Origin of the sequence: Gordonia jinhuaensis (assembly GCF_014639795.1) — a bacterium.
Lineage (GTDB): Bacteria > Actinomycetota > Actinomycetes > Mycobacteriales > Mycobacteriaceae > Gordonia_B > Gordonia_B jinhuaensis.
Genome location: NZ_BMGC01000003.1, coordinates 51,787 through 74,867 on the forward strand (window position 1 = coordinate 51,787; position 23,081 = coordinate 74,867).

Annotated in this window: 21 protein-coding genes; 8 read left to right on the forward strand and 13 right to left on the reverse strand. The window is 66.6% G+C overall.

The genetic code is table 11. The features are described from left to right. Positions 1-8 precede the first annotated feature (8 nt). Positions 9-830, forward strand: a complete 822-nt coding sequence (locus IEW22_RS02875; RefSeq protein WP_188585090.1) for a hypothetical protein — start codon at positions 9-11, stop codon at positions 828-830. A 35-nt stretch (positions 831-865) separates the two neighbouring features. Here IEW22_RS02875 and IEW22_RS02880 read toward each other — a convergent pair whose 3' ends face one another. From IEW22_RS02880 to IEW22_RS02905, 6 genes are all read right to left on the reverse strand, one after another. Continuing rightward, positions 866-2,578 carry a thiamine pyrophosphate-binding protein gene (locus tag IEW22_RS02880; protein WP_188585091.1) on the reverse strand — a complete coding sequence of 571 codons (1,713 nt, stop codon included), beginning with the start codon at positions 2,576-2,578 and terminating at the stop codon, positions 866-868. Further along, positions 2,575-4,179 carry a phytoene desaturase family protein gene (locus IEW22_RS02885; RefSeq protein WP_188585092.1) on the reverse strand — a complete coding sequence of 535 codons (1,605 nt, stop codon included), beginning with the start codon at positions 4,177-4,179 and terminating at the stop codon, positions 2,575-2,577. The genes IEW22_RS02880 and IEW22_RS02885 overlap by 4 nt, the downstream gene beginning before the upstream one ends. After that, positions 4,176-5,054, reverse strand: a complete 879-nt coding sequence (locus IEW22_RS02890; protein WP_188585093.1) for a cyclase family protein — start codon at positions 5,052-5,054, stop codon at positions 4,176-4,178. The genes IEW22_RS02885 and IEW22_RS02890 overlap by 4 nt, the downstream gene beginning before the upstream one ends. A gap of 98 nt (positions 5,055-5,152) precedes the next feature. Continuing rightward, complete coding sequence (locus tag IEW22_RS02895; protein ID WP_188585094.1) at positions 5,153-6,895, reverse strand: flavin reductase; 1,743 nt, start codon at positions 6,893-6,895, stop codon at positions 5,153-5,155. Then, a complete protein-coding gene (locus IEW22_RS02900; RefSeq protein WP_188585095.1) occupies positions 6,892-8,118 on the reverse strand; it encodes a styrene monooxygenase/indole monooxygenase family protein in 1,227 nt (408 codons plus the stop codon). Before IEW22_RS02900 ends, IEW22_RS02895 begins: the two co-directional genes overlap by 4 nt. Positions 8,119-8,174: 56 nt before the next feature. Then, positions 8,175-9,032, reverse strand: a complete 858-nt coding sequence (locus tag IEW22_RS02905) for an SDR family oxidoreductase (RefSeq protein WP_188585096.1) — start codon at positions 9,030-9,032, stop codon at positions 8,175-8,177. 238 nt (positions 9,033-9,270) lie between these two features. Here IEW22_RS02905 and IEW22_RS02910 point away from each other — a divergent pair, with 238 nt between their 5' ends. Beyond that, positions 9,271-10,281 (forward strand): AraC family transcriptional regulator, encoded by a 1,011-nt coding sequence (locus IEW22_RS02910; RefSeq protein WP_188585097.1) that lies wholly within the window; start codon positions 9,271-9,273, stop codon positions 10,279-10,281. A 3-nt stretch (positions 10,282-10,284) separates the two neighbouring features. Here the strand turns inward: IEW22_RS02910 and IEW22_RS02915 are convergent, their stop codons facing one another. Together IEW22_RS02915 and IEW22_RS02920 are read right to left on the reverse strand one after the other, a co-directional pair. Beyond that, the gene (locus IEW22_RS02915; RefSeq protein ID WP_188585098.1) at positions 10,285-12,348 is read right to left on the reverse strand and encodes a prolyl oligopeptidase family serine peptidase; all 2,064 of its coding nucleotides are present in this window, start codon (positions 12,346-12,348) and stop codon (positions 10,285-10,287) included. 16 nt (positions 12,349-12,364) lie between these two features. After that, positions 12,365-13,345, reverse strand: a complete 981-nt coding sequence (locus IEW22_RS02920) for a cytochrome c oxidase assembly protein (RefSeq protein ID WP_188585099.1) — start codon at positions 13,343-13,345, stop codon at positions 12,365-12,367. A gap of 46 nt (positions 13,346-13,391) precedes the next feature. Here IEW22_RS02920 and lpdA point away from each other — a divergent pair, with 46 nt between their 5' ends. Further along, entirely contained in the window at positions 13,392-14,777 is a 1,386-nt protein-coding gene (gene lpdA, locus IEW22_RS02925; protein ID WP_188585100.1) for a dihydrolipoyl dehydrogenase, read from the forward strand. 103 nt (positions 14,778-14,880) lie between these two features. On the opposite strand, the gene IEW22_RS02930 is transcribed toward lpdA, so the two are convergent. The 3 genes from IEW22_RS02930 to IEW22_RS02940 all read right to left on the reverse strand — a co-directional run bounded on the left by IEW22_RS02930 (position 14,881) and on the right by IEW22_RS02940 (position 17,589). Beyond that, on the reverse strand, positions 14,881-15,729 hold the full coding sequence (locus tag IEW22_RS02930) for an SDR family oxidoreductase (RefSeq protein WP_188585101.1): 849 nt from the start codon (positions 15,727-15,729) through the stop codon (positions 14,881-14,883). Between the two features lie 6 nt (positions 15,730-15,735). Beyond that, a complete protein-coding gene (locus tag IEW22_RS02935; RefSeq protein WP_188585102.1) occupies positions 15,736-16,845 on the reverse strand; it encodes an NAD(P)-dependent alcohol dehydrogenase in 1,110 nt (369 codons plus the stop codon). Between the two features lie 240 nt (positions 16,846-17,085). Then, entirely contained in the window at positions 17,086-17,589 is a 504-nt protein-coding gene (locus tag IEW22_RS02940; RefSeq protein ID WP_188585103.1) for a TetR family transcriptional regulator, read from the reverse strand. 124 nt (positions 17,590-17,713) lie between these two features. Between IEW22_RS02940 and IEW22_RS02945 the strand changes: the two genes are divergently transcribed. From IEW22_RS02945 to IEW22_RS02965, 5 genes are all read left to right on the forward strand, one after another. Next, positions 17,714-18,322, forward strand: coding sequence for a biotin transporter BioY (locus IEW22_RS02945; protein ID WP_188585104.1), 609 nt, complete (start codon positions 17,714-17,716; stop codon positions 18,320-18,322). A 31-nt stretch (positions 18,323-18,353) separates the two neighbouring features. After that, positions 18,354-19,028, forward strand: a complete 675-nt coding sequence (locus IEW22_RS02950) for an energy-coupling factor ABC transporter ATP-binding protein (RefSeq protein ID WP_188585105.1) — start codon at positions 18,354-18,356, stop codon at positions 19,026-19,028. Further along, positions 19,025-19,636 (forward strand): energy-coupling factor transporter transmembrane component T family protein, encoded by a 612-nt coding sequence (locus IEW22_RS02955; RefSeq protein WP_188585106.1) that lies wholly within the window; start codon positions 19,025-19,027, stop codon positions 19,634-19,636. Before IEW22_RS02950 ends, IEW22_RS02955 begins: the two co-directional genes overlap by 4 nt. A gap of 108 nt (positions 19,637-19,744) precedes the next feature. Then, positions 19,745-20,608: a DNA-3-methyladenine glycosylase family protein gene (locus tag IEW22_RS02960; RefSeq protein ID WP_188585246.1), complete on the forward strand. Its 864-nt coding sequence runs from the start codon at positions 19,745-19,747 to the stop codon at positions 20,606-20,608. 94 nt (positions 20,609-20,702) lie between these two features. Further along, a complete protein-coding gene (locus IEW22_RS02965; protein ID WP_188585107.1) occupies positions 20,703-21,533 on the forward strand; it encodes a hypothetical protein in 831 nt (276 codons plus the stop codon). An 88-nt stretch (positions 21,534-21,621) separates the two neighbouring features. Here IEW22_RS02965 and IEW22_RS02970 read toward each other — a convergent pair whose 3' ends face one another. Both IEW22_RS02970 and IEW22_RS02975 read right to left on the reverse strand, forming a co-directional pair. Further along, on the reverse strand, positions 21,622-22,497 hold the full coding sequence (locus IEW22_RS02970; RefSeq protein ID WP_188585108.1) for a universal stress protein: 876 nt from the start codon (positions 22,495-22,497) through the stop codon (positions 21,622-21,624). A gap of 49 nt (positions 22,498-22,546) precedes the next feature. Then, a complete protein-coding gene (locus tag IEW22_RS02975; protein ID WP_188585109.1) occupies positions 22,547-23,074 on the reverse strand; it encodes a carboxymuconolactone decarboxylase family protein in 528 nt (175 codons plus the stop codon). Positions 23,075-23,081: the final 7 nt, after the last annotated feature.

Here is a 23,081-nt window from a genome sequence, read left to right on the forward strand (position 1 = left end):
CCGCGAGCATGCGTACTTTCTTGTCGGCACTGCTCGTTCTGGTCGCCGTGGTCGCCTGCGTCATCGCATTGCCGTCGATGTGGGCCACGCAGAAGGTGATCGACCGCGACGGATTCCGCACGATGTCCGTCGACGCCGCACACGACAAAGATCTCCAGTCGGCGGTGTCCGAGGAGATCGTGCGGCAGGTCGACGACCTCATGGGTGCTGCGACACCCACCTCACTCGTGCGCAGTGCGGCCGACCGCTATGTCTCGTCGTCGATGTTCCCCGATGACTTCGGTGATGCCGTCGCACAGCAGCACGATTACCTGTTCGACGAACCGACCACGACCGCCGAGCGTGAGGGGGTGCTGCAGCTCGACCTCACCTCGATGGTCCGCCGGGCTCTGGACACCGCGAACCTGAGCGGCATCAGTCTGCCCGGCAAGATCACCGTTCCACTCGACGAGGGCAAGCGCAGCGGCCTGCGGGCCGGCCGCTATCACGAGGTGAGCGGTCAGATCCGCACCTGGGCCTATGTGAGTCTCGCGGCCTTCGTCATCGCCGCACTCGGCGCGCTGCTGGTGGCCAGGCGCCGGGGCTTCACACTCTCGGTGCTCGGACTCGGGGTGGTCGTCGCCGCCGCGGTGTCGTTCGTCGGCTCGGTTGTCGTCGATTCGCGCGCCAAGGACGAGGTCTCCGACGCGGAGAGTTCTGCCCGTACCGTTGCCGACATCCTCATCGACCATGCCGCCGCCGATCTGCGCACCATCGCCCTCTACGTGGGCATCGGCGGTGTCGTGGCCTTCGTCCTGGGGATCATCGGGTCGTTGATCGGGCGGCGCTGAAGGCTGAAGCCGCGAGCGGTCAGGTCGGCTGAACGTCAGTGCCCGCTGAACGCCTCGGTCAACCACCACGCACCGCCGTCGTCGGTGATCTTCGCGTCGATGACCAGCGGTCTGGATCGGTCAGCGTTGCCCGTCGAGGCAACCCAGTCCCGCACCGCGTCGAGATCGCCGAGGCGACGCACCGTCACTCCGACGGCCCCGAATCCCCGTGCGATGGCGGCGATGTCGACGTCGGGAAAGGTCACGGTCGTCATATCCGCATCCCCGAAGTGGTGCACTTCGGCACCGTAGGCGGAGTCGTTGTACACGATCACCACCAGCGGGATGTGCAGTCTGACCGCGGTCTCCAGCTCGGCTATCGACATCAGGAAACCGCCGTCGCCGGTACCGAGCACACCAAGCCGGTCCGGACGGGCCAACGCAGAGCCGAGTGCTGTGTACAGGCCGAGGCCGATCGACTGGAACGCCTGGGTGAAGCAGAAGCCGAACTCGTCGGGCACGGACAGGTGTGTGGACGGGTAACCCATGAAATTCCCGGAGTCGATCGACACCAACCGCCCGCGCGGCAGCAGGTCGTCCAGCGCGATCGTCAGCATTCTCGGGTCGATGCGCTCGTCGGTCGACGAGTCGTCGACGGCGACGTCGCGCCAGCGTGCCGAATCCCGCACCCGCGTGAGCACCTCGGGTGTCCGATATCCGACCCGGGTGTTGTGCCTGCGCTCTCCGAGTTCGGTGAGCGCATCGGTCGCGGTGAGCGCGCAGTCGCCGAGGATCCCCAGGTCGATCTGTCGGTGAGCGCCGAGCGCATCGCTGTCGTCGTCGATCTGGACGATTTTCGCCGCGCCGATCAGACGCCCGTGCCGGGTGGTCCACATGTTCAACGCGCATCCCCACCCCACGACGAGATCGGCATCGGCGATCAGTTCCGCCGTGGTGGGCGAGGAGAATCCGCCGGAGATGCCGAGGTCGACGTCGGCGCCGGCGAACAACCCGTTGGCGACAGCCGAGGTGGCAACCAGTGCGCCCACGCTGTGGGCGAGACCAAGGATCTCCTCGCGGGCCCCCCGTGCTCCCCGTCCGGCGACGAAGACGGGGCGTTGTGCGTGCTGGAGGATGTCCGCGAACATTGCGACGGATGTGACAGCGGGTCGGCACCGGGCAACGGTGATGTCGGCGACGATCGGTCCCTCGACATCGGCAGCCTGCGCGGCGATGTCGATGGGCACGTTGAGTACCACAGTTCGCCGGCCGGTCACCGCGGCTCGGTAAGCGCGGATCACATCGGTGACCGCAGTCTGTGCGGAGTACACGCGAAAGGAGAGGGCGCCGACGCTGCGCACGAGCGCATCCTGTTCGATGCGAAAGTTCGAACGAAGGGCGTCTGCCTGCGCGTCCGCGGTGAGCACGAGCATGGGTGTACGGCTCTTGGCCGCTTCTGCGATACCGGTGACGGCGTTGGTCAAGCCGCATCCCTGATGAAGCGACACCACACCGACACGGCCCGACATCCTCGTGTAGGCGTCGGCCATCGTCGCCGCCCCACCCTCGTGACGGGCCGCGGTGAAGTCGACACCGCCTGCGCGCAATGCATTGGTCATCACGAAGTTGCCGCTGCCCACCACACCGAAACCGTGCCCGACCCCGAGATCGGCAAGTGTGCGACCGACGACGTCGGCTACGGTGGGTCCGTAACAGCGCTGTGCCGACTCGGCGGTGTTTGACGCGTCGGTGGTGATCGAACCGGTCATGGCAGAAGCCTCCTCAGGCGCCGACGGGAACCGCCGGAAATGATCTGGCGTGCGACGAGATGGCCTGATCCCCCACCGAGGCCCGGCCCCGGATGGGTGGCCGCCCCGATATGCCACAGGCCGTCGATGTCGGTGCGATGGCGACCGTGTGAGGTGATCGGACGCCAGCGCAGATTCTGGTCGATCTCGGCGCTCCCGCAGTAGGGATCACCACCGACCGCATTGTGGTTGTGTGCTTCGAGGTCCGTCGGCGCGATGATGTCGCGTCCGAGGATGGTTCGCTCGAATCCTGTTGCCAGCTCGGCTATCTGGGCGATGACACGGTCGGCATAGGCGGTGCGCACCTGTTCGGTCCAACCGTCGGATGTGTCTATCTGCGCCGCGGCATCGCCGACCGGCGTATACGGGACCTCCTGAAGCTGGATCCACAGCGTCGCCTTGCCCGCTGGTGCGCGCGACGGGTCGAGCACGCATTGCTGGCCGATGACCACGGTTGGCCGGCGTGGCAGCAACCCCGCACTCGCCTCGGCGCATGCGACGGCGATGGAAGCGGCTCCCGCGGTCAGATGGATCAGCGGGACGGCCCCGAGCCGTGCGTCATCCCATGGCACCGGTGTGTCGAGAGCGAGATGGATCTGCATGGCGCCCCGACCGAATCGATACGACCGCGCCGCCGCGCGCGTCCGCTCGTCGACGGTGCCTGGGGCGAGCAGCTGTGTGTAGAGCGCCTGCGGGGTGACCGAGGCGACGACGCCCAGACCTGCGCGGTACTCCTCGTTCGCGGTGCGCACCGCCACTGCCCGGCCGTCTGCGATCACGATCTCGGTTGCCGCGTCGCCCAGGACCATCTGCGTGCCGTGGTCGGCGAGAATGCGATGAAAGGCGTTCACGAAGTTGCGCGCTCCGCCTTCGACCACCGGTAGGCCGAACTGATGCATCGTGCCCGCCATCACCGGCAACATCACGCCGCCGGTTGCCGAATCGGGGGTCAGCCCGGCGTGTAACAGCCACGGCGACCACAGCCGGTCGGTCTCCGAACCCGAGAACCGAGACTGGAGAAAGCTCCGTCCCGACGACAGTGCTTCGCGTACGAGATCTTCCGTGGCGGATCGCTGGGATCGGATTGTCGAGACGGCCAATGCCGCAAGTCCTCGTCGATCGAGTTCGGTGCCGAGAGCGCCGAACACGGCCGGTCCGTGGACGTGTAACTCGGTGAGCATCGTCCGATATGCGTCCGCGTCGGATGTCTGGTCGAATCCGGCGACGGTGCGCTCGGGGTCGCGGTAGGCGATCGCCGCACAGCCGTGCGAGTTCACCCCGGCCGTCAGTGCCTCGTCGGTGTTGCGATATCGCAGGCCGCGTGCCGAGAGTTCCTCTCCGAGCGCACCGTATGCGGCCGACGACACGAACAGTGGGTGCCACGAGGAGTAGGTGTCGTGGACGAATCCCGTCACCGTGCGCGGGCCGGAGTCGATGAATCCACCCAGTGTCCGGTTGCGTTCGATCAGGGTCACCGAGCGACCGGCGAGGGCCAATTCGGCGGCGGCGACGAGACTGTTGATGCCGGAACCGATCACCACCACATCACTGTCGCGGCTCATGACGCGGTGTGACTGTCCACTGACGCGGTATGACTGTCGACTATGGCCAACACCCGTGCCGGACTGCCGGTTCCGCCGACAATCGGCAGCGGACTGACGACGATCACCGCGCCCGTGGCGGGGAGTCGTCCGAGATTGCGCAGCGAGGTGAGGCCGTACTTGTCGTTGCCGAGGAAGAAGTTGTGCACCGGGAAGGCCGGATCGAATCCGCCGGCGAGTCCGGCGTCAACACCCACCGTCTCCACACCCAGCCCGGCAACGGGTCGTTCGGTGGCCAGCCACCGGGCGCAGTCGACATCGACACCCGGTGTGTGGGAACCGTTGTCGTCGGTGTTGAGGAATTCGGTCGCGCTGTGACCGCGTGTCTCCCACCCGGTGCGCAGCAGCAACCACACACCGTCGGTGAGTCGGCCATGGGTCTGCTCCCATTCTTCGACGTCGGTGACGGTCAGCAGGTAGTCGGGATCGGCGGCCACCTGTGCGCGCAGATCCATCACCGCAGCGGGCGCGATCAGACGTGTCACCGGTATCTGGGACACATCGTGACCATCGCGTCCGGTGACCCAGTGGATCGGTGCGTCGACGTGTGTACCGATGTGCTCGCCGGTGTGAATGTTGTTGTGCCGCCAGAATGGTCCCGGCTCGTTGTAGGCACTGACCTCCTCGAGGCTGAAGTCGATCAGGTTCACGAACGGGGCAGGCAATCGCAACGCCGGGGTGGCACTGCTCAGCGGGGTGGTGAGGTCGACCACGTCGAGAGTGCCATCTCTGAGCGCGTCGGTGAATGCCGACAGCTCGGTGCGGGCGGTGTCGTGAGTCCCGGGTGTGTGTGCCCCCGGTGTGTGTATTCCGGTGGTGGTCACGGCGTCGGACATGTCGTCTGCTCCTTCACGAGTGGTCAAGACGGTGGCGTTTCTGGCAGGTGGCGTGTGTGCGTGGTGAAAGGTGTTCGGGTGAAACGACTGTGTGCGGTTCACGTGTAGTCGGGGTGGGTGGAGACGAGCCGGTACCCCCCGGAGTGGAAGACGAGCGGATCCCCACCGGGTGCGGTGAAGTCCTCCACCTGTCCCAGGACGATCACGTGATCGCCGGCGTCGACGTGCTGGACGGTTCGGCACTCGAACCGGGCGACGACGCGATCGAGCAACGGCACTCCCGAATCGCTGAGGGTGTAGGCCACGCCGTCGAATTTGTCCGGTGAGGGAGTGGCGAATTGACGCGAGAGGTCATGCTGGTCGGCGGCGAGGATGTTGACCGCGAATCGACCCGCCGCATGGAAGTCCGCCAGACTCGGCGCTGTTCGCGCCGGACAGAACGACACCAGCGGCGGATCGAGGGATACCGAGGTGAACGAGTTGGCGGTGATCCCCACCTTGCGGCCCTGCGGGGTGACCGCGGTGATGACGGCCACACCAGTGGCGTAGTGCCCCAGTGCGCGGCGCAGTTCACGGGCGGTGAACCGTGATCGTTCCTCACGACGCGCCGACTCGATGAGGCGTTCGGCATCGGCGGGGCCGAACCACCACCCCTGTACGGTGCGTGGATCGTCGAATCCGCGGACCACCGCATCGGCGAGCGTGGGCAGCCCGTCGGCTTCGGCGAGGACCTTCTCGACATGTGCCGGAATTCCGGACAACACGCTGTTGGTCCACGAGACCGACCATTGACCCCAGCCGCGCCAATACTTTTCGAATGTTCGTCGCATCCACGAATCGTCGAACGGCTGGCCGCCGCGCGCGACAATCGCCTGGTGGTAAACGAACGCACAGTGAACCGCATTGTTGCTGCCCTGGCCGGTGACCGGGTCGTTGAGCACCACCGCATCGGCCATTCCCATGACTCTGCCGCCGCTGTTCAGCGTGGCGACAGGCCTGCGTACAACCGGGGTCACGGTGCCGTGCAGGAACCCGTGGGGGTCGGTGATCTCGCTGGCGCCCAGGCGCTCTGCAACCTCGGGGAAGTACGCGTCGGCAGCTGAACGTATGTAGTCGAGATGGGCGAGAGCACCCTGCGGCGGAGTCGCCGGCGCGAGCGGACCATCGAGGGACGCCTCGATCAGGACGATATGACACGGTCCGCCCGCGGCCAGTGCGGGCATCGTCAGACATTCGCCGACGCCCGCGACGACGGTCATGGTGAGGTCGGCTCCGCTGGGATCGGGTTCCATACCGGTCACATAGACCATCGTCGCCACGCGTTGCGGGTCGGTGAGCACCGACCGGGCACCGTCCACCGGGAACAGTTCGGCGAGAGCGTTCGTCCCGGTGGCGACGACGGTGAGGTCATGTGTCGCCTGTATCTCGGCGAGCTCTGCAGGCCCAACCTCCGAGATGGACAGGGTGCCACCGAGATCGACGAAGTCGTCCATCCACTGCGCGCACTTGAGTCGCTGATCCACCGACGCGGCATGATCGTCGAGACTGCCGACGAGGTGTATCGGGGCATCGCCCTGTGGAGTGGCTCCGGGTGGGCAGGCCAGAGTGATCGACATGCGGCCGATCTCGGGGACCACACCCGGCCAGTGATCGAGTCCGAGATCGGCTTCGAGCGCCAGCGCGGAGGAGAACATGCATTGACTCGACAACACCGGGCCGTTGCGCACCTGCTCTGGTGTGCGGTCGGTGACCACGGTGACGTCGTAGCCGTCGCGTCGCAGTGCCAGTGCCAGGAGTGCGCCCGACTGTCCGGCGCCCACGATCGCGATCGTGGGACTCATGACGCGACCGGCTGGAGGTATTCGGCGGCAGCGAGCTGCGGATCCATGAACCAGTTGAAGAAGTCCCGGGGATCGTCGAAGTCATTGGCGAAGCGGCGGGCGATACGGCGATCACCGGCCGCGCTGCCGAGCAGGGCCAGCACGTGTTCAGGAGGCGGCGCGAGCAGTGCGTTGGTCCACCCGACCACATATTTCGCGTAGTCCCAGTACCGTTCGAATGTCTCGGACATGAAGGCCGCGTCGAACGGTGCCTCTCCGTGCTCGAGGATGCTCGCCAGATACGACGCCGCGCATTTGCTGGCGTTGTTGCTGCCCTGGCCGGTGATCGGGTCGTTGAGCACCACGACGTCGCCCATACCCAATACCGCGGCACCCGAGGGAAGGGTGGCGACGGGATGACGGATCGTGGGGGCAAAGCGCCCGGCCAGTACGCCGTTGGAATCGGTGAGTTCAGCTGCTCTGGTGCGTGCGGACTCCCACGGTGTGAAGGTGTCGACCACCCACTTGGCGCGGTCGAGATGTTCAGACGGTGAGGTGACGTCGCTCCAGCAGTCCATCGGACCGCCGGGCACACCCTCCATCACCATGATCTCGCATGGGCCTGTGACGGTCAGCGCGGGGAAGACGAAGTACTCGCCGATGCCGGGGATCAGGTTGAAGGCCACCGAGGTGAAGGGTTCGCGCGGTGTCATCCCGGTGACGTAGGTCAGGGCAAGTGCGCGCGCGGGTGCGGTGAAGGTGGATCGCTGGTCGTCTCGGGTGAACAGCCTGGCGATCTCGCCCTTGCCTGCGGCCACGATGACCAGGTCGGATCGGAGGCAATGACGCTCGAGCGCAGCGATGTCCGCGGATTCCAGAACGAAATTCCCTCCGCGTGTGATGAATTCGTCGATGAACCGCGGCATCTTCACGCGCTGGTCGACAGACTGCGCCGGCAGGTCCAGACGTGACTGCCAGGAGAACGCGGGCTGGCTCTCGGGTCCGGGAACCGCGAACCCGATCCCCTCGACGTTCGGACACTCGGTCTTCCAGAAGTCGAGTCCCAGTGCTGCTTCGCGCGCCAATGCCGAGCCGAACATGCACTGACTGGAGGTGACCCGTCCGCCGGCGATCTGATCAGGTGTGCGATCGGAGACCACCGTGACGTCATAGCCGTTGTCCAGCAGTCCGATTGCGAGTTGAAGACCGGATTGTCCGGCTCCGATGATGGTGATAATCGACATGATTCGGTATGGCTTTCTGTGGCGGGGATGGATGGGGGCGGGATGGGGGAGTGTGGCTACTGAGCAAGTAGCGGGATGGCGGGCTCGCACCCCTCGGGGCCGATGACCGAGTAACCGCCGTCCACTGCCCAGTCGGCACCGGTGACCACCGAAGCGGAATCAGAGACGAGGAAGGCGATCACGTTGCCCACCTCCGTCGGCTCACCGACTCGTCGAGTCAGATGGAAGGGTGCGGCAACGGCATCGGTCTTCGCGCGGTCGCCCTGCGAGAGTTCGCGCATGATCTTCGACCATGTCCAGCCGGGGCTGACGGAGTTGACCCGGATGTTGTCGGTCGCATAGTCCATCGCCATCGACCGGGTGAGCTGCACGACTGCCGCCTTACTCGCCGGATACACCCAGCGACCGGTCTGGGCGATCTTGGCGGAAATGGAACCGAAGTTGACGATCACCCCACCACCGCGCGAGACCATATGGGGGCGAACAGCTTCCGACAGGAGAGCAGCGCTGACGAGGTTGACGTCGAGGGCTTTCAACCAGTCGGCACGCGTTGTCGCCGAGCCGTCGTCGACGTAGGAACACGCGAGGTTGACGAGGATGTCGATACCGCCGAACGTGTCGGCGGTGGTCGACACCAGTGTCGCCAGCGATACATCGTCGGTGAGATCGGTCTGGGTGAAGACGATCCCAGAGTCGGTGTCGGCGAGACGTTTTCCGCGGTCGGTGTCGATGTCGGCGACGACAACCGATGCACCTGCGGTGCACAGACTCGCGACGACGCCCCACCCGATGTCGGTGGCTCCTCCGGACACGATCGCCACCCGGCCGGCCAGCGGGGCCGCGGTGTCGTCTGAGTGCGCTTGTGGCAGCGATGAAATGGTCGGCGATGAAATGGTCGGCGGTGAAACTGTCATCGGAATCTCCGTTCGGTGCACCGAGGATCACGGCGGCGTTGTCGGGGTGATGGACGATCACGCTAGGAACGACCACGTGGCGGGTCTATGCGCGAAGCGCACGGAGTATCCGAATTGCGTTGGCGTGAGAAGAGTTGACGATGGCGAAGCATGAGCGGAACGCAGTCTTAACACGATTTCGTGACGGAAGTCAGAAAAGCGCAGTAATCTGGCGGCATCACCAGGGAGTAGTAGCGCCATGACCGTAGTGCCTGACCCCGCCCCCGCGTATCCGTCATCCACGACCCCGCTCGGGCGATTTGCCCTCGCGCGATCCGGCGATGTCGATGATGCGCGGGCGACTGTCGCCAACGCATTCTGTCGCCATCAACTCGCTCCGCTCGAACGCCACGAGCGGTTCGAGGCTCAGTTCAACGGTGTCGCGCTCGGCGCGGTCGGGGTCTACTACCTCGACTACGGCAGTGCGGTTCGGATCGATCCCAAGGAACTCGACGACTTCTACCTCGTGCAGATCCCGTTGTCGGGGCAGGCGAGGATTCTCGGGCGAGGATGGGAGGTGGAATCGAGTCCGGCGGTGGCGTCGGTTCTGCAGCCGGAGTCCCCCGTCTCGATGCGCTGGCTCACCGGCAATCGGCAGCTCCTGGTGCACATCGACAGCGCCGCACTCCATGATCGACTGCGTCGTCGGCTCGGTCGGACTCCACGTCATCCGATCCGATTCGACCCGGCGATGCGGCTGAGCGGGAACACCGAACGCGCCTGGGTGCGATTGGTGCGGACACTCGTCGAATGCGTCGATCTGCTGGGCGTCGAGTCCGAGAACCTCGCTGTCGCCGAACTCGGCAACACGGTGATGAATCAGCTGTTGCTCAGCCAGGCCAACAACTACTCCGCCGAGTTGCACGCACCCGCCGCGGCTGCTGCTCTGCCCCGGCCTGTACGACGTGCGGCCGACATCCTGGCCGCGAGAGTGGGTGAACAGATCGCCATCCCCGACATCGCCGATGAGGTCGGTGTCAGCGTGCGCGCACTGCAGGCGGGTTTCCGTACCCACCTGGGCACGACGCCCTCGGAATACCTCCGGGCATTACGGCTGCGGCACGCCCATGCGGACCTGACCGCGGCTGATCCACTCACCGACACCGTCTCCGACATCGCTGTGCGCTGGGGCTTCACACATCTCGGCCGGTTCGCGGCCACCTACGGGGCCGAATACGGGGAGAGTCCGGCGGTGACACTGCGTCGCTGATGGTCAGTCCTGTCCGGGAGCCAGTGTCTGCCACAGGAATTCATAGGCCAACGCCGACTTGAACGCCGCCTGCTTGTTGTCGGCGGCACCGCCGTGCCCGCCCTCGATGTTCTCGTAATAGCGCACCCGGTGACCGGTTTCCTCGAGCCTCGCCACGAATTTGCGGGCGTGACCGGGGTGCACTCGGTCGTCGCGGGTGGAGGTGGTCACCAGTATCGGCGGGTAGTCGACGTCGGCGCGGATGTTCTGGTACGGCGAGTATTTCGAGATGTAGGACCACTGCGCAGGATCGTCGGGGTCGCCGTATTCGGCCATCCAGGACGCTCCGGCGAGCAGCAGGTGGTAACGCCGCATGTCGATCAGCGGTACCTGACTGACCAGTGACCCGAACAGTTGCGGATACGAGGTGAGCATCACGCCGATCAGCAGTCCGCCGTTCGAACCGCCCTGGGCTCCGAGTTGTTCCACGGTGGTCAATCCACGGCTCACCAGATCCTTGGCCACCGAGGAGAAGTCCTCGTACACCAGATGCCGGCCCGCCTTCTGTGCCTGGGTGTGCCAGGCCGGGCCGTACTCGCCGCCGCCGCGGATGTTGGCGATCACGTAGATGCCGCCTCGGTCGATCCAGTTGCGCCCGGCGATCGCGGCGTACCCCGGTGTCTGGGAGTTCTCGAATCCGCCGTAACCGTAGAGCAGCGTGGGTCCGGATTCGACGTCGTCGCGTTTGACCACGAAATACGGAATCGCGGTGCCGTCGTCGGAGGTGGCGAAATGCTGCTGCACGCTCACCTGCGAGCTGTCGTAGAACGACGGTGACTGCTTGAGCACCTCGACACCGGCGTCGGTGGTGCCGTACAGGAGCGTCGGCGGCGAGGTGAAGCTGCTCGACAGCAACGAGATCTCGTTGCTGTGGTCGGGATCGGTGTCGAGCACGCTGACCGTCGCCAGCGCCGGTACACCGGGCAGCTCCCGCAGCGACCAGTCGCCGAGTGTGGCCACCGCGAGCTGGGTGCGCACGTCGTACAGGGTCACCATCACCAGGTGGTCGTGGGTGAACGTGAAGTCCTCGAGACTGGTGTGGGGATCCGGGGTGAACAGCACGGTCGCTTCGCGGACGCCGGCGAGAAAGTCCTCATAGTCGAAGACCAGCAGGGCGCCTGCCGGATACGTCATACCCTCGAGCTTCCACTCCGACCGCGTCAGCACGAACAGCCACTGGTTACGCACGGTGACATGAGCATCGGTCGGTGTGTCGACGAGAACGGCTGCACCGTCACGCAATTCGTAGGTGAGCGAGTTGAAGAAGTCCACCGCCCGGCTGACGAAGTGGCGCTCGAAACCGGGAGTGTCGTCGTAGGTGGCACCGACCGCGACGTCGGAGACCTCGCCGGCGAAGACGGTGGTCGCCGCACTCAGCGGTGTGCCGCGGGTCCAGCGCTTGACCACCCGCGGATAGCCGGAATCGGTGAGTGCGGGCTTGCCGTCATCGGTACCGCTGGATTCACCGTCGGTGAACTCGGTGCCCACGTAGATGGTGTCGCGGTCGATCCAGCCCACGTCGGACTTGTTCTCGGGCAGCGTGAACCCGTCGGTGACCCAGCTGCGGGCAGTGAGATCGAATTCGCGGACGACGCTGGCGTCGGCGCCGCCGCGGGACAGCAGCACCAGTGCGCGGTCGCGTTGTGGACGCAACACCAGCGCGCCCTTCCAGACCCAGTTCTCGTCGTCCTCGCGTGCGAGTGCGCCGACGTCGATCAGCACATCCCAGTCGGGGCGCTCGGTGCGGTAGGACTCCGGTGTGGTCCGGCGCCACAGGCCGCGCGGGTGGGTGGCGTCGCGCCAGAAGTTGTAGAGATACTCGCCACGCCTGCGGGCGAACGGGATGCGGTCGTCGGTGTCGAGCACCTCGAGGGTCTGCGCCTGCATCTGTGCGAAACGCTCGGTTCCCGTCAGTGCCGCGACGGTGGGGGCGTTGTGTTCGGCGACCCATTCCAGTGCGGTGTCGCCGGTGACGTCTTCGAGCCAGAGGTAGGGATCGGTGTCAGGGTCTCCGCGATGGTCGGTCATGGTTCACAGTCTGCCCTCACCGACGGAACCGGTCGCGCAGTCCGGGGTCGTTCTCCCACCAGAGTCCGGTGTCGGCAGGTTCGTCGTGCTGGTGCTGGTGCGCCGGCGTCGGCCCGGCTGCGCCCGACGTGGTGTCCGTCGTTGCCATGGTGGTGTGGCGTTCCTCGATCCGGGCGTCCTCCTCGCGTTCGCGCACCCGTTCGTCGGCGCGGAAGCGCGCGAACAGCGCCATCAGGAACGGCAGGCCCACCACGTCGCCGAGGATCCACAGGATGCCCGCGCCGATGGTCTGGTCCAACCGCATATCGGGTCCCCAGTGCCGGCCGAGTGAAGCGTAGTAACCGGCCGCGATCAGCGGTCCCTGCCAGATGACGATGCCGAGGATGCCGTCGCCGATGGTCTCGATCACGGTGATGCCCAGCGACAGCGCCTGCGGGTAGCGGCGTGGGACCGGGTCGAGCTGCAGGCGGGTGTAGAAGTAGCCGAAGCCGATCGCGACCATCAGCAGCCGGGTTGCGACGTCGACCACATTGTTGCGCAGGATGGTCTCGTACCAGCCGGTGAAGTAGATCAGCCAGGGCAACGCGAGCACGCCCGCGGAGGTGACTGGAGGGCTGGTGAGCACCCGGAGAAACCGTGAGCGCAGTGCGGCGTCGATGCGCCGACGCCCGCGTTCGCCGACTGCGTCGCGTAGCGCGGTCAGCGGCATCCCCAGCGCGAGGCCGAACGGCACCACCAGCAGGAGCAGCACGAACTGCAGCGCCCGCACCCAGAACAGCACGTCGGCGTAGGCGCCGATGAAACTGACCGCCGAGGCCAGCCACACCCCGGCTCCGAGGATGGTGAACAGTAGGGCCCGGCCCAGCGACAACGTCGATCGCCGCCAGCACCACCAGTAGAGCGCGAGCACGGCGACGATGACGAGTGCGGTCACCACATCGGGGCTCCCGATGCTCAACGCGACGTCGATCGTCAGCGGGGTATGGGCCTGTGACACGACCACCAGTGTGCCCCGCGAACAGGGGAGTCGTAATGTGGACCTCGTGGCTGAACACTTTGACACAGTTGTCCTGGGCGCAGGTCCGGGTGGTTACGTCGCCGCGATCCGGTGCGCACAACTCGGGCAGACCGTCGGAATCATCGAAGAGAAGTACTGGGGCGGTGTGTGCCTGAACGTCGGGTGTATCCCGTCGAAGGCGTTGCTGCGCAACGCCGAACTCGCACACGTATTCACCCACGAGGCCAAGACCTTCGGCATCAGCGGCGACGTGTCGTTCGACTTCGGGGCGGCATTCGACCGCAGTCGCAACGTGGCCGACACCAGCGCCAAGGGTGTCCACTACCTGAACAAGAAGAACAAGATCACCGAGATCGAGGGGCACGGCGAGTTCCTCGATGCGCACACCATCAAGGTGGGCGACAAGGAGGTCACCTTCGACAACTGCATCATCGACACCGGGTCGACGGTGAAACTGCTTCCCGGCGTCGAACTCTCGGACAACGTGGTCACCTACGAGACCCAGATCCTCACCCGTGAGCTGCCCGAGAGCATCGTGATCGTCGGAGCCGGCGCGATCGGCATGGAGTTCGGCTACGTGCTGGCCAACTACGGCGTGGACGTGACCATCGTCGAATTCCTCGACCGGGTGCTGCCCAACGAGGACGTCGACGTGTCCAAGGAGATCGCCAAGGCCTACAAGAAGCTCGGTGTGAAGGTGCTGACCTCCACCGCGGTGCAAACCGTCGACGACCAGGGTTCGAAGGTCGTGGTGACCTACAAGGACAAGAAGGGTGACTCCGGCGAGCTCACCGCCGATCGGGTGCTCATGTCGGTGGGCTTCGCCCCTCGCGTCGAGGGCTTCGGGCTCGACAAGACCGGCGTCGAGCTCACCGAGCGCGGCGCGATCGCCATCGACGACTTCATGCGCACCAACGTCCCCGGTATCTATGCGATCGGCGACGTCACCGCCAAGCTCCAGCTCGCTCACGTTGCCGAGGCACAGGGTGTGGTGGCCGCCGAGACGATCGCGGGCGCCGAGACCATGACGCTCGGCGACTACCGCTTCATGCCGCGGGCGACGTTCTGCCAGCCGCAGGTCGCGAGCTTCGGTCTCACCGAGGCACAGGCACGCGATGCCGGCTTCGATGTGAAGGTCACCACCTTCCCGTTCAGCGCGAACGGCAAGGCGCGCGGCATGGCCGAGACCGCCGGCTTCGTCAAGCTCGTCACCAACGCCGAGACCGCCGAACTGCTCGGCGGGCACATGGTGGGAGACAGTGTCTCCGAGCTGCTGCCGGAGATGACGCTGGCGCAGAAGTGGGATCTGACCGCTCGTGAGCTCGGCCGCAACGTGCACACCCACCCGACGCTGAGCGAGGCTCTGCAGGAGACCTACCACGGCGCGCTGGGTCACATGATCAACCTGTGAGCGCCTGAGCACCCCACTGGAACACGAATTCCCCTTGCTCCGCGCCGAATACGCGCGGGACGAGGGGAATTCGTGTATGTGTGCGCCGGTGTTTCCCGGCTCGTCAGCTCTTCGGGTTCACCGGGGTGTACGGCGTGATGTCGTAGGCGGTCTGCACGAGTTCTGGTCGCTGCCCGTCGTTGAGCGTGCGGTCCCACTGGGATTCGGTCTGGGCACGGATGTCGTCGACGGTGCTCGTGGGTAGCACGTGTCGGTAGGCGGTGTCCTCTCCGGTCAGCACGTCGATCGTGGTGGTGATGACCTCGTCGGGATCGTGCTGCTCATGCGGGAAGGCGAGCTTCTCGTAGTCGAACAGGCGGGTCGACGGGTCGTCGACCCAGGTCTTCCAGGTCTCGAACATGGTGTCGTTGAACCCGGTGAGGAACGGTCCTGGGTTGACGGTCGCCACCGTGATGCCGAATTCAGCGAGTTCCTGGTCGAGTGCGTCGGCGAAGGCCTCCACGGCGTGTTTGGAGCCGGCGTAGGCGCCGGTGAACGGGTCGACGGTGAGCCCGGCGACCGACGACATGAACACGATCTTGCCCGCCTTCTTGGACACCATCTGCTTGGCGATGCCCTGGGTGAGCAGGATCGGCCCGATCACGTTGACCTCGAACTGTCGTCGGAGATTCGCCGCCGGGATGTCCACGGTCGACCCGCCCTCGGAGACGCCGGCGTTGTTCAGCAAGACGTCGACATCCCACGTGAAGGCGTTGAGTCGATCACCCTCGTCGGTGACGTCGAGCTTCTCCACGCGAAGGTCGACGTCGCGGGTGATCGCCTCGGCGCGAAGCGCGTTGACCTGCGCGATGATCTCCACGCCGGCGATCACGTCGTGTCCCTGCGCGGCCAACCGCAGTGCGATCTCCTTGCCGAATCCGCTGCCTGCGCCGGTGATGAGAAATGTGGTCATGGATGCTCAGCTTTCTGTGGTGGGCATGACGAGAACGGCTTTCACCGATGTCCCGGTCCTGGTGTCATCGATGGCCTGCTCGAGCTGGTCGAACGGATAGGTGGTGATCAACTGGTCGAACGGGAACTGTCCGGCCTTGTAGAGGTTGATCAGCTGCGGGATGAAGTTCTGCGGGATCGAATCGCCCTCGATGCCGCCGACGATCGTCTTGCCCGAGAACAGTCCCACGTCGAGCGTGGTACCCGGCTTGGAGACGGCGATGAAGGCGACCTTCGCGCCGAATCCCACCGACGACAGCAGCGACGCCATGACCGGTCCGACCCCGGTGGTGTCGACGCCGTATTCCGCGCCGCCGCCGGTGATCTCGGTGATCCGCGCGGTCACGTCCTCGTTTTTGGAGTTGATGGTGTGGGTGGCCCCGAGCGTGGTGGCGAACTCCAGACGCGAATCGATGATGTCCACGGCGATGATGGTGGTGGCGCCGGCGACCTTGGCGCCCATGATCGCCGAGAGTCCCACCGCGCCGGTGCCGGTGACGACGATCGACGAACCCGCGGGCACGTCGAGCGAATTGAGGACGGTTCCGGCGCCGGTCTGGATGCCGCAGCCCAGTGGGCCAGCGATCTCGGTGGGGGCGTCGTCGGGGAGCTTCACCACGTTCTTGGCCGCGGCGATCGCGTGGGTGGCGAATGAGGATTGTCCGAAGAAGTTGCCGTGCACGACTGCGCCCTCGGAATCGGTGAGGGTGGTGGTGCCGTCTTCGCGGATCCCGCCGAAGTTCAACGGCATGAAGTACAGGCAGTAGGCTTCCTTGCCCGCCAGGCAGTTTCGGCAGTGTCCGCATGCCGCGAACGACATCGCCACCGCATCGCCGGGTTGCAGACCGGTGACCGCATCGCCCACCTTCTCGATCACCCCGGCCCCCTCGTGTCCGAGGACGAACGGGAACGCACCCGGGATGTCGCCGCTCTGCACCGCGAGGTCGGTGTGGCACAGGCCCACCGCGGTGATCTTGACGAGTACCTCGTCGGGTTCGATGTCGTCGAGCGTCAGATCCTCGAAGACGAAGGACTTGCCGACATCGGGCAATACCGCGGCGTGGACGGATGTGGTCATCTGATCCTCCAATTCTGTTGTCACCATTCACGGTACTCGGTCGTGGTGATCGCGAAAGAGTGTTTCGTCCGTCATGCCCGGCTGTACTCGACGTGAGCCAATACTGTTCGTCGACAGCGCAACTCGTCTGTTGTGCGGTGTCCGATTCGCTGCACTCATTCCGTGATGCTGCCCTGATCCCTGCAGCGCACGGGGATTCGCGACGCGCTGTGGGCTCGGGTGCCGATGTGTCGCGGTTGCCTACGACGCCGACGCGATACCGGCCAGCACGATGTCGAGGCCGCGCTCGAAGGAGGCGTCGAGACCGGGGTCGTCGGCGACGATCCCGACTGCGGCGGCCTGTCGATGCATCTGGGTGGCCTGGGCCTGGCCGAAGACGTAGAGAAGCAGGGTGCGCGCGGCGTCGCGGTCACCGAGGCGTGCCGCGAGATCGGTCTCGATACCGGAGACGCCGAGTCGGAAGGCCGAAGCGGTGGCCACCACGTCGGAACCGTCCCGCACCGACAGCATGGCCTCGCGCATCGCCCGGCATGTCGCGCGCAGGTCATCGCCGACGCCGACCTCGGCGAGGATCGAGTCGGCCATCAGTGCGAGCAGCTCCTGTTTGGACGCCACGTGGTGATACAGCGCGCTGGGCTGCACCTCGAGCGCGCCCGCCACTCGTCGCATGGAGAAGAACTCCAGTCCGGCGACGTCGAGCACCTCGAGTGCGGTGCGGACGACGTCGTCACGGGTGTGGGCCATGAATCCGACCCTATCGCCACGGGGAGGCAGGACGGGCGTTAGCCTGAACGCTGTTCACATGAACACCGTTCAGTCGACGGTGTTCGCAGACCGGAAATCCAATCGGTGCCGAGGAGAGCAGCAGATGGTTGACGAACAGGTGGCCGCCCCCGCCCGATCGCGCGGCGCGACCGACATCGCGCTGATCGCCGGATTCGCCGCGCTCATCGCCGCATGTGCGCTGATGCCCGCCATCCATGTGGGCGCGGGCATCGTGCCGATCACCCTGCAGACATTCGGTGTGCTGCTGGCCGGGGCCGTGCTGGGTGCGCGGCGGGGATTCCTCGCCGTGCTGCTCTATCTGGCGGTCGGTCTGGCAGGTCTGCCGGTGTTCAGCGGCGGTGCGGCCGGACCCGCGGTCTTCGCCGGCCCGACCGCGGGCTATCTGATCGGGTTCCCGTTCGGCGCCTGGCTGTGCGGACTCATCGTGGAGCGACTGCCGCGGCACAAGGCCGCCGGTAGTGTGCCGCTGGTGTTCGCGGCCGGCTTCGTGGCCAGCGCGGTGTTCATCCACCTGTTCGGCATCGTCGGTCTGATGCTGCGCGTGCCGACCAGCTTCTCGGCGGCCTTCCGCATCGACTGGGTGTTCTGGCCCGGCGACCTGATCAAGATCGCGGTGATGGCCCTGGTGGCCACTGCCGTGCACCGCGCATTCCCCGACCTGCTGCCGCAGCGTCGCCGCGCCCGCGCATGATCCGGGACCAGCGCATGATCCGGGATCACTGATGATCGAATTCGCCGCAGCCGCGGTCGAGGGCCGACTGGCGCCCACCACGCTGCGCCTCGACGACCACCTGACCGCGGTGATCGGGTCGAACGGATCGGGGAAGTCGACACTCGCACGCCTGATCAACGGGCTGATCGACCCGACATCGGGCACGGTGACGGTCAACGGTATCGACACCCGCCGCCACGGCGCCAGGGTGCGCAGGCAGGTGGGCTTCGTGTTCACCGACCCTGCCGCCCAGCTGGTGATGCCGACGGTCATCGAGGACATCAGCCTGTCGCTGCGCCGACAGCACCGCGCCAAGTCCGCCCGCACCGAGGCGGCGCTTGCCGCACTCGACCGGTTCGAGCTCTCCCACCTCGCGCAGCGCAGCGTCCACGCGCTGTCGGGTGGTCAGCGCCAGATGGTCGCACTGGCCTCGGTGCTGGCCACCGATCCGCAGATCGTGGTCGCCGACGAGCCGACGACGCTGCTCGATCTGCGCAACGCTCGACGGGTCGGCGACGTGCTGTGTGGGCTGTCCCAGCAGGTGGTGATCGTCACCCACGACCTCGACCTCGCCGCACGATGCGATCGGGCGCTGGTGGTCGAGTCGGGTTCGGTGGTCTACGACGGGCAGGCGCAGGAAGCGGTCGGGTACTACCGCGGGCTGGTCGTGGGGGATCGCGCATGAGGGGACCGTCGTTGGGCACCTATCAGCCCGGCACCACGGTCCTCCACCGACTGCCGCCGGGCGCCAAACTTGCGGGGCTGTTCGCATTCGCGATCGCGGTGATCGCACTGCCGGGTCCGTGGTATGCCGTCGGCGCGCTCGCGCTGGCGGTCGGTCTGGCGATGTGGGCGCGGGTGAGCCGGGACTCGCTGCTGTCGGCGCTGCGCGGATTCGCCATCGTGGGCATCTCACTGGGCGCCTACCACGTGTGGCAGAACGGGTGGTCGAGTGCCGCGGCGGCGGTGGCGGCCGTCTTCGCACTCATCGTGGCCTCGACCGTGTTCACCGCCACCACCGCAGTCGACGATCTCCTCGACACGATCACCCGGATACTGACGCCGCTGCGACCGCTGCGGGTGGACCCCGAGAAGGTCGCGCTGGCCTTCGCGCTCACCCTGCGCGCGGTGCCCTCGACACTGGATCTGGCCACCGAGACCGCCGACGCAGCCCGGGCTCGCGGACTCGAACGCAGCCCGCGCGCCCGGCTGATCCCGCTGGTGCTGCGCGCGGTCGCCCAGGCCCGCCACACCGGCGAGGCGCTGACCGCGCGCGGTGTGGGTGATGACTGATCGGATATCCGACAGGGGCGGTCGGGTCGGCTCGGTCGGGGTGCGCCGATACAGTCGGTGCCGATGACCCGCACACTCCCCGCCGCCGGTGTCGCCCGGTCCGGCGGCATGACCCGGCGGCTGCACACCCTATGGCCGTTGGACCTGGCCCGCACGCTGGCGATCCATCGGCGTGGGCGAGCCGACCCGGCCTATCGAATCCGGTCCGACGGGTCGATCTGGCGCGCCGTGCACACCCCCGACGGCGCCGGGACCATCGCGGTGAGCCGAGACGGGGACACGGTGTCGGCCCGCGCCTGGGGTCCGGGGGCGCAGTGGTTGTTGGAGTCGATGCCCGCATTGATCGGCGCGCATGACGACCCCGGGGGACTCGTCCCGCGCGACCGGATCGTCGCATCGCTGGTCGCGCGCGCGACGGGTGTGCGGATCGGCCGCAGTGACCGGGTGTGGGAGGCGCTGGCGCCGGCGGTCCTCGAGCAGAAGGTGCTCGGCGCCGAGGCGTGGCGGGCGTGGCGCCATCTGCTGATGAGATTCGGTGAGGTCGCCCCGGGCGCCCCTGACATGCGGGTGCCACCCGAGCAGCGTAGGTGGCGTGAGATCCCCAGCTGGGAGTGGCATCGCAGCGGCGCCGAACCTGTTCGGATGCGCACGATCTGGGGTGCCACCGCGATGAATGTCGAGAAGCATCACGACCATCTGACGCTGTTGCGCGGGGTGGGCCCGTGGACCGAGGCCGAGACGCGCGCCCGCGCCGTCGGCGACGTCGACGCGGTGCCGGTGGGCGACTACCACATCCCCTCGATGGTGGGTACCACGCTCATCGGTGAGCCCGTCGACGACGACGGGATGCTCGAACTACTCGAACCGTATGCGGGACAGCGGTATCGGGTGATCAGGCTGATCATCCTCGGGGGTGCGCGGTCGCCGCGGCGCGGACCCCGACTGGCGATGCGCGACTACCGGTCGTTCTGAGCAGTTCGCCGGAACCGGGTCATGTCGGCCCGCGCGCGCGTGATCGCGCGGTAGGGTGAGCGGTGTACTGGTGCCGGGATGAACGGTGAGTGTCGTGCGAATTGGTGTCGCGCTGGCGCTGACCCTGCTCGCCTGGGTCGGCGTGCTGGTGACTGTTCCGTCGATGTGGTTGTCCCGCAACGTCGTCGACGAGTCCGGCTATGTCTCACTCGCCCGTTCGGCGGGTGCCGATGACCACGTCCGCGCAGCGATGACCGGAGATCTCACCGGGATCACGCTCGGGTTGGCCGCTCGTCAGAACGTCTCGGTGCCCGCACCACTGGTCCGACAGGCGGTGGCCGTATACACCCGAAGTGACCGATTCCCCGATGATTTCGCGGCGGCCAACCGCGCCGGCCACAGGTGGCTGTTCACCGACAAGGTCTCTGGTCGTGAGGTCGACGGGGAGTGGGTGATCGATGTCGCGCCGATGCTGCGCAGCCTCGACCTGCGGCTGATCCCGATCGCGGTACCCGACACGGTGCAGATCCGGATCGGCGACGAGTACCGCGCGGTGAGTCCCGGCTATCTGCACGAGCGGGGACAGTGGGTGACGCGGATCAGCTGGATCGCGCTGGCGGTCAGCATCGTCGCGGGGATCGGTGTGGTGGTGCTGGTGCGGGCGAGGCTGCTGGCGCTCGCAGCACTGGGGTGTGCGGTGCTGCTCGACGCGGGGATCCTCTGGGTGGCCGCCCGGGCGGGCAAGAACATCGCGACCGATCACGTCGACAACGGTCTGCCTGGCGTGCAGGCGACGGTGAGGGCGGCGATCGAGGTGATCTACCAGTCGGTGATGACCTCGGTGGCGATCACCGCGATCGTGGGAGCGGTGATCGCTCTCGCCTGCGGTGGCGCCCATCTCTACTCCTCACGCGACTCGTCGTGACGACACGCGGCCGGAGCCGGGTGAGCTGATGACGGCAGTGAGGCGATGACGGCAGTGAGGTGATGAGAGCGGCGAGATGGCCGCGAGGTCAGTCGTCGGTGTACTTGTCGCGCACGATCATCAGCGGACACTGCGCCGAGTAGAGCAGTGACTGGCTGGTGGACCCCAGCAGCATCCCGGTGAAACCGCCGCGGCCGCGGCTGCCGACCACCAGCAGGTCGCAGTCGCCCGAGGCCTTGCCCAGTGCGGACTCAGGGGAATCCTCCACCAGCCGAGAGGTGACCCGGGGCGCGGCGATCGTGGTGGAGATCAGTGAGGCCACGATGTCGTCGAGGCGGCTCTGCACAGCCTGTCGCGCCTGCGCGTACCGCTCGTCGGCCGAATCGAGCCCGCGAGCATCCCAGGCGTAGACGATGTCGAGGGTGGCCTCCCGTGACGCGGCCTCATCGGCGGCGATCTCGAGTGCCTTCAACGACAGCGGGGAGCCGTCCACGCCGACCGTCACCAGACCCACTCGCGGACGGGACACATGTTCGCGGATCACCACCACGGGGCAGCGGGCATGTGTGGCAACGGCACTGGTCACCGAGCCGAGCAGCCCCGATGCGAGGCGTCCGGAACTCGGCGCACCGACCACGAGCAGTGATGCGCGATCCGACGCGCTCAGCAGGGCACTGCGCGCCCCGCCCTCGACCAGCCGGGTGCGCACCTCGATGTCGGCGCTGTCGGTCTCGCGGACCACCGAATCGGCCTGGTCGAGAATGTGTTCGCAGTATTCGCGTCCGGCGTCGTAGTAGACCTCGGGGACGGCGTAGGCGGCCAGTGCCGGTGCAACGGGTTCGGCGGCGGCGACGAGAACCAGTGGCACGTCGTGGAGCTGTGCGTTGTGGGCGGCCCACCGCACTGCCTCGGTGGAGGCCGAAGTCCCGTCGACTCCGACGGCAATGGGCTTGGAGTACTTCATGACTTGATTGTGCGCCGCAAACCGCCCGTGGACAGTGGGCCATTGGTCCTCATCTGTCGGGCTGGATCCGCAGCGTGTCGATCGTGGTTGCCAGACCGTCGTATTGGGTCACCAGCAGGACGAATGAGACCAGCTCGGCGGGATCGAGATGGCGTGCCAGCGCCGACCAGGCGACATCGCTGACATCGCGGTCGGCGACCATCTCGTCGACCGCACGCAGGATCGCTCGCTCTCGGTCACCCCAGCCGGCCTCGGGTCCCTCCTCGATGCGCAGCCGCTGGGCATCGTCGATGCCGGCTCGCTTGCTGATCCTGCTGTGATGGCCGTATTCGTAGGCGTTGCGGCGCAGGTGCGCCACGCGCAGGATGACCATCTCACTGTCGCGGCGGCTGAGTTTCCCGAAGGGCATCAGTCGTGAGGAGTAGTAGAGCCAGGCGCGGAACAGCCCGCGTGAACGGCCCAGCGTCGAGAACAGATGCATGTCGCGGGCGCCGATCACCCGTGCCGCGACCGCCGCGATCGCGGCGTTGATCGGTCCGAGTGAGCGCAGGGTCCCGGGTTCGACACGTGCTGGCATGGCCACA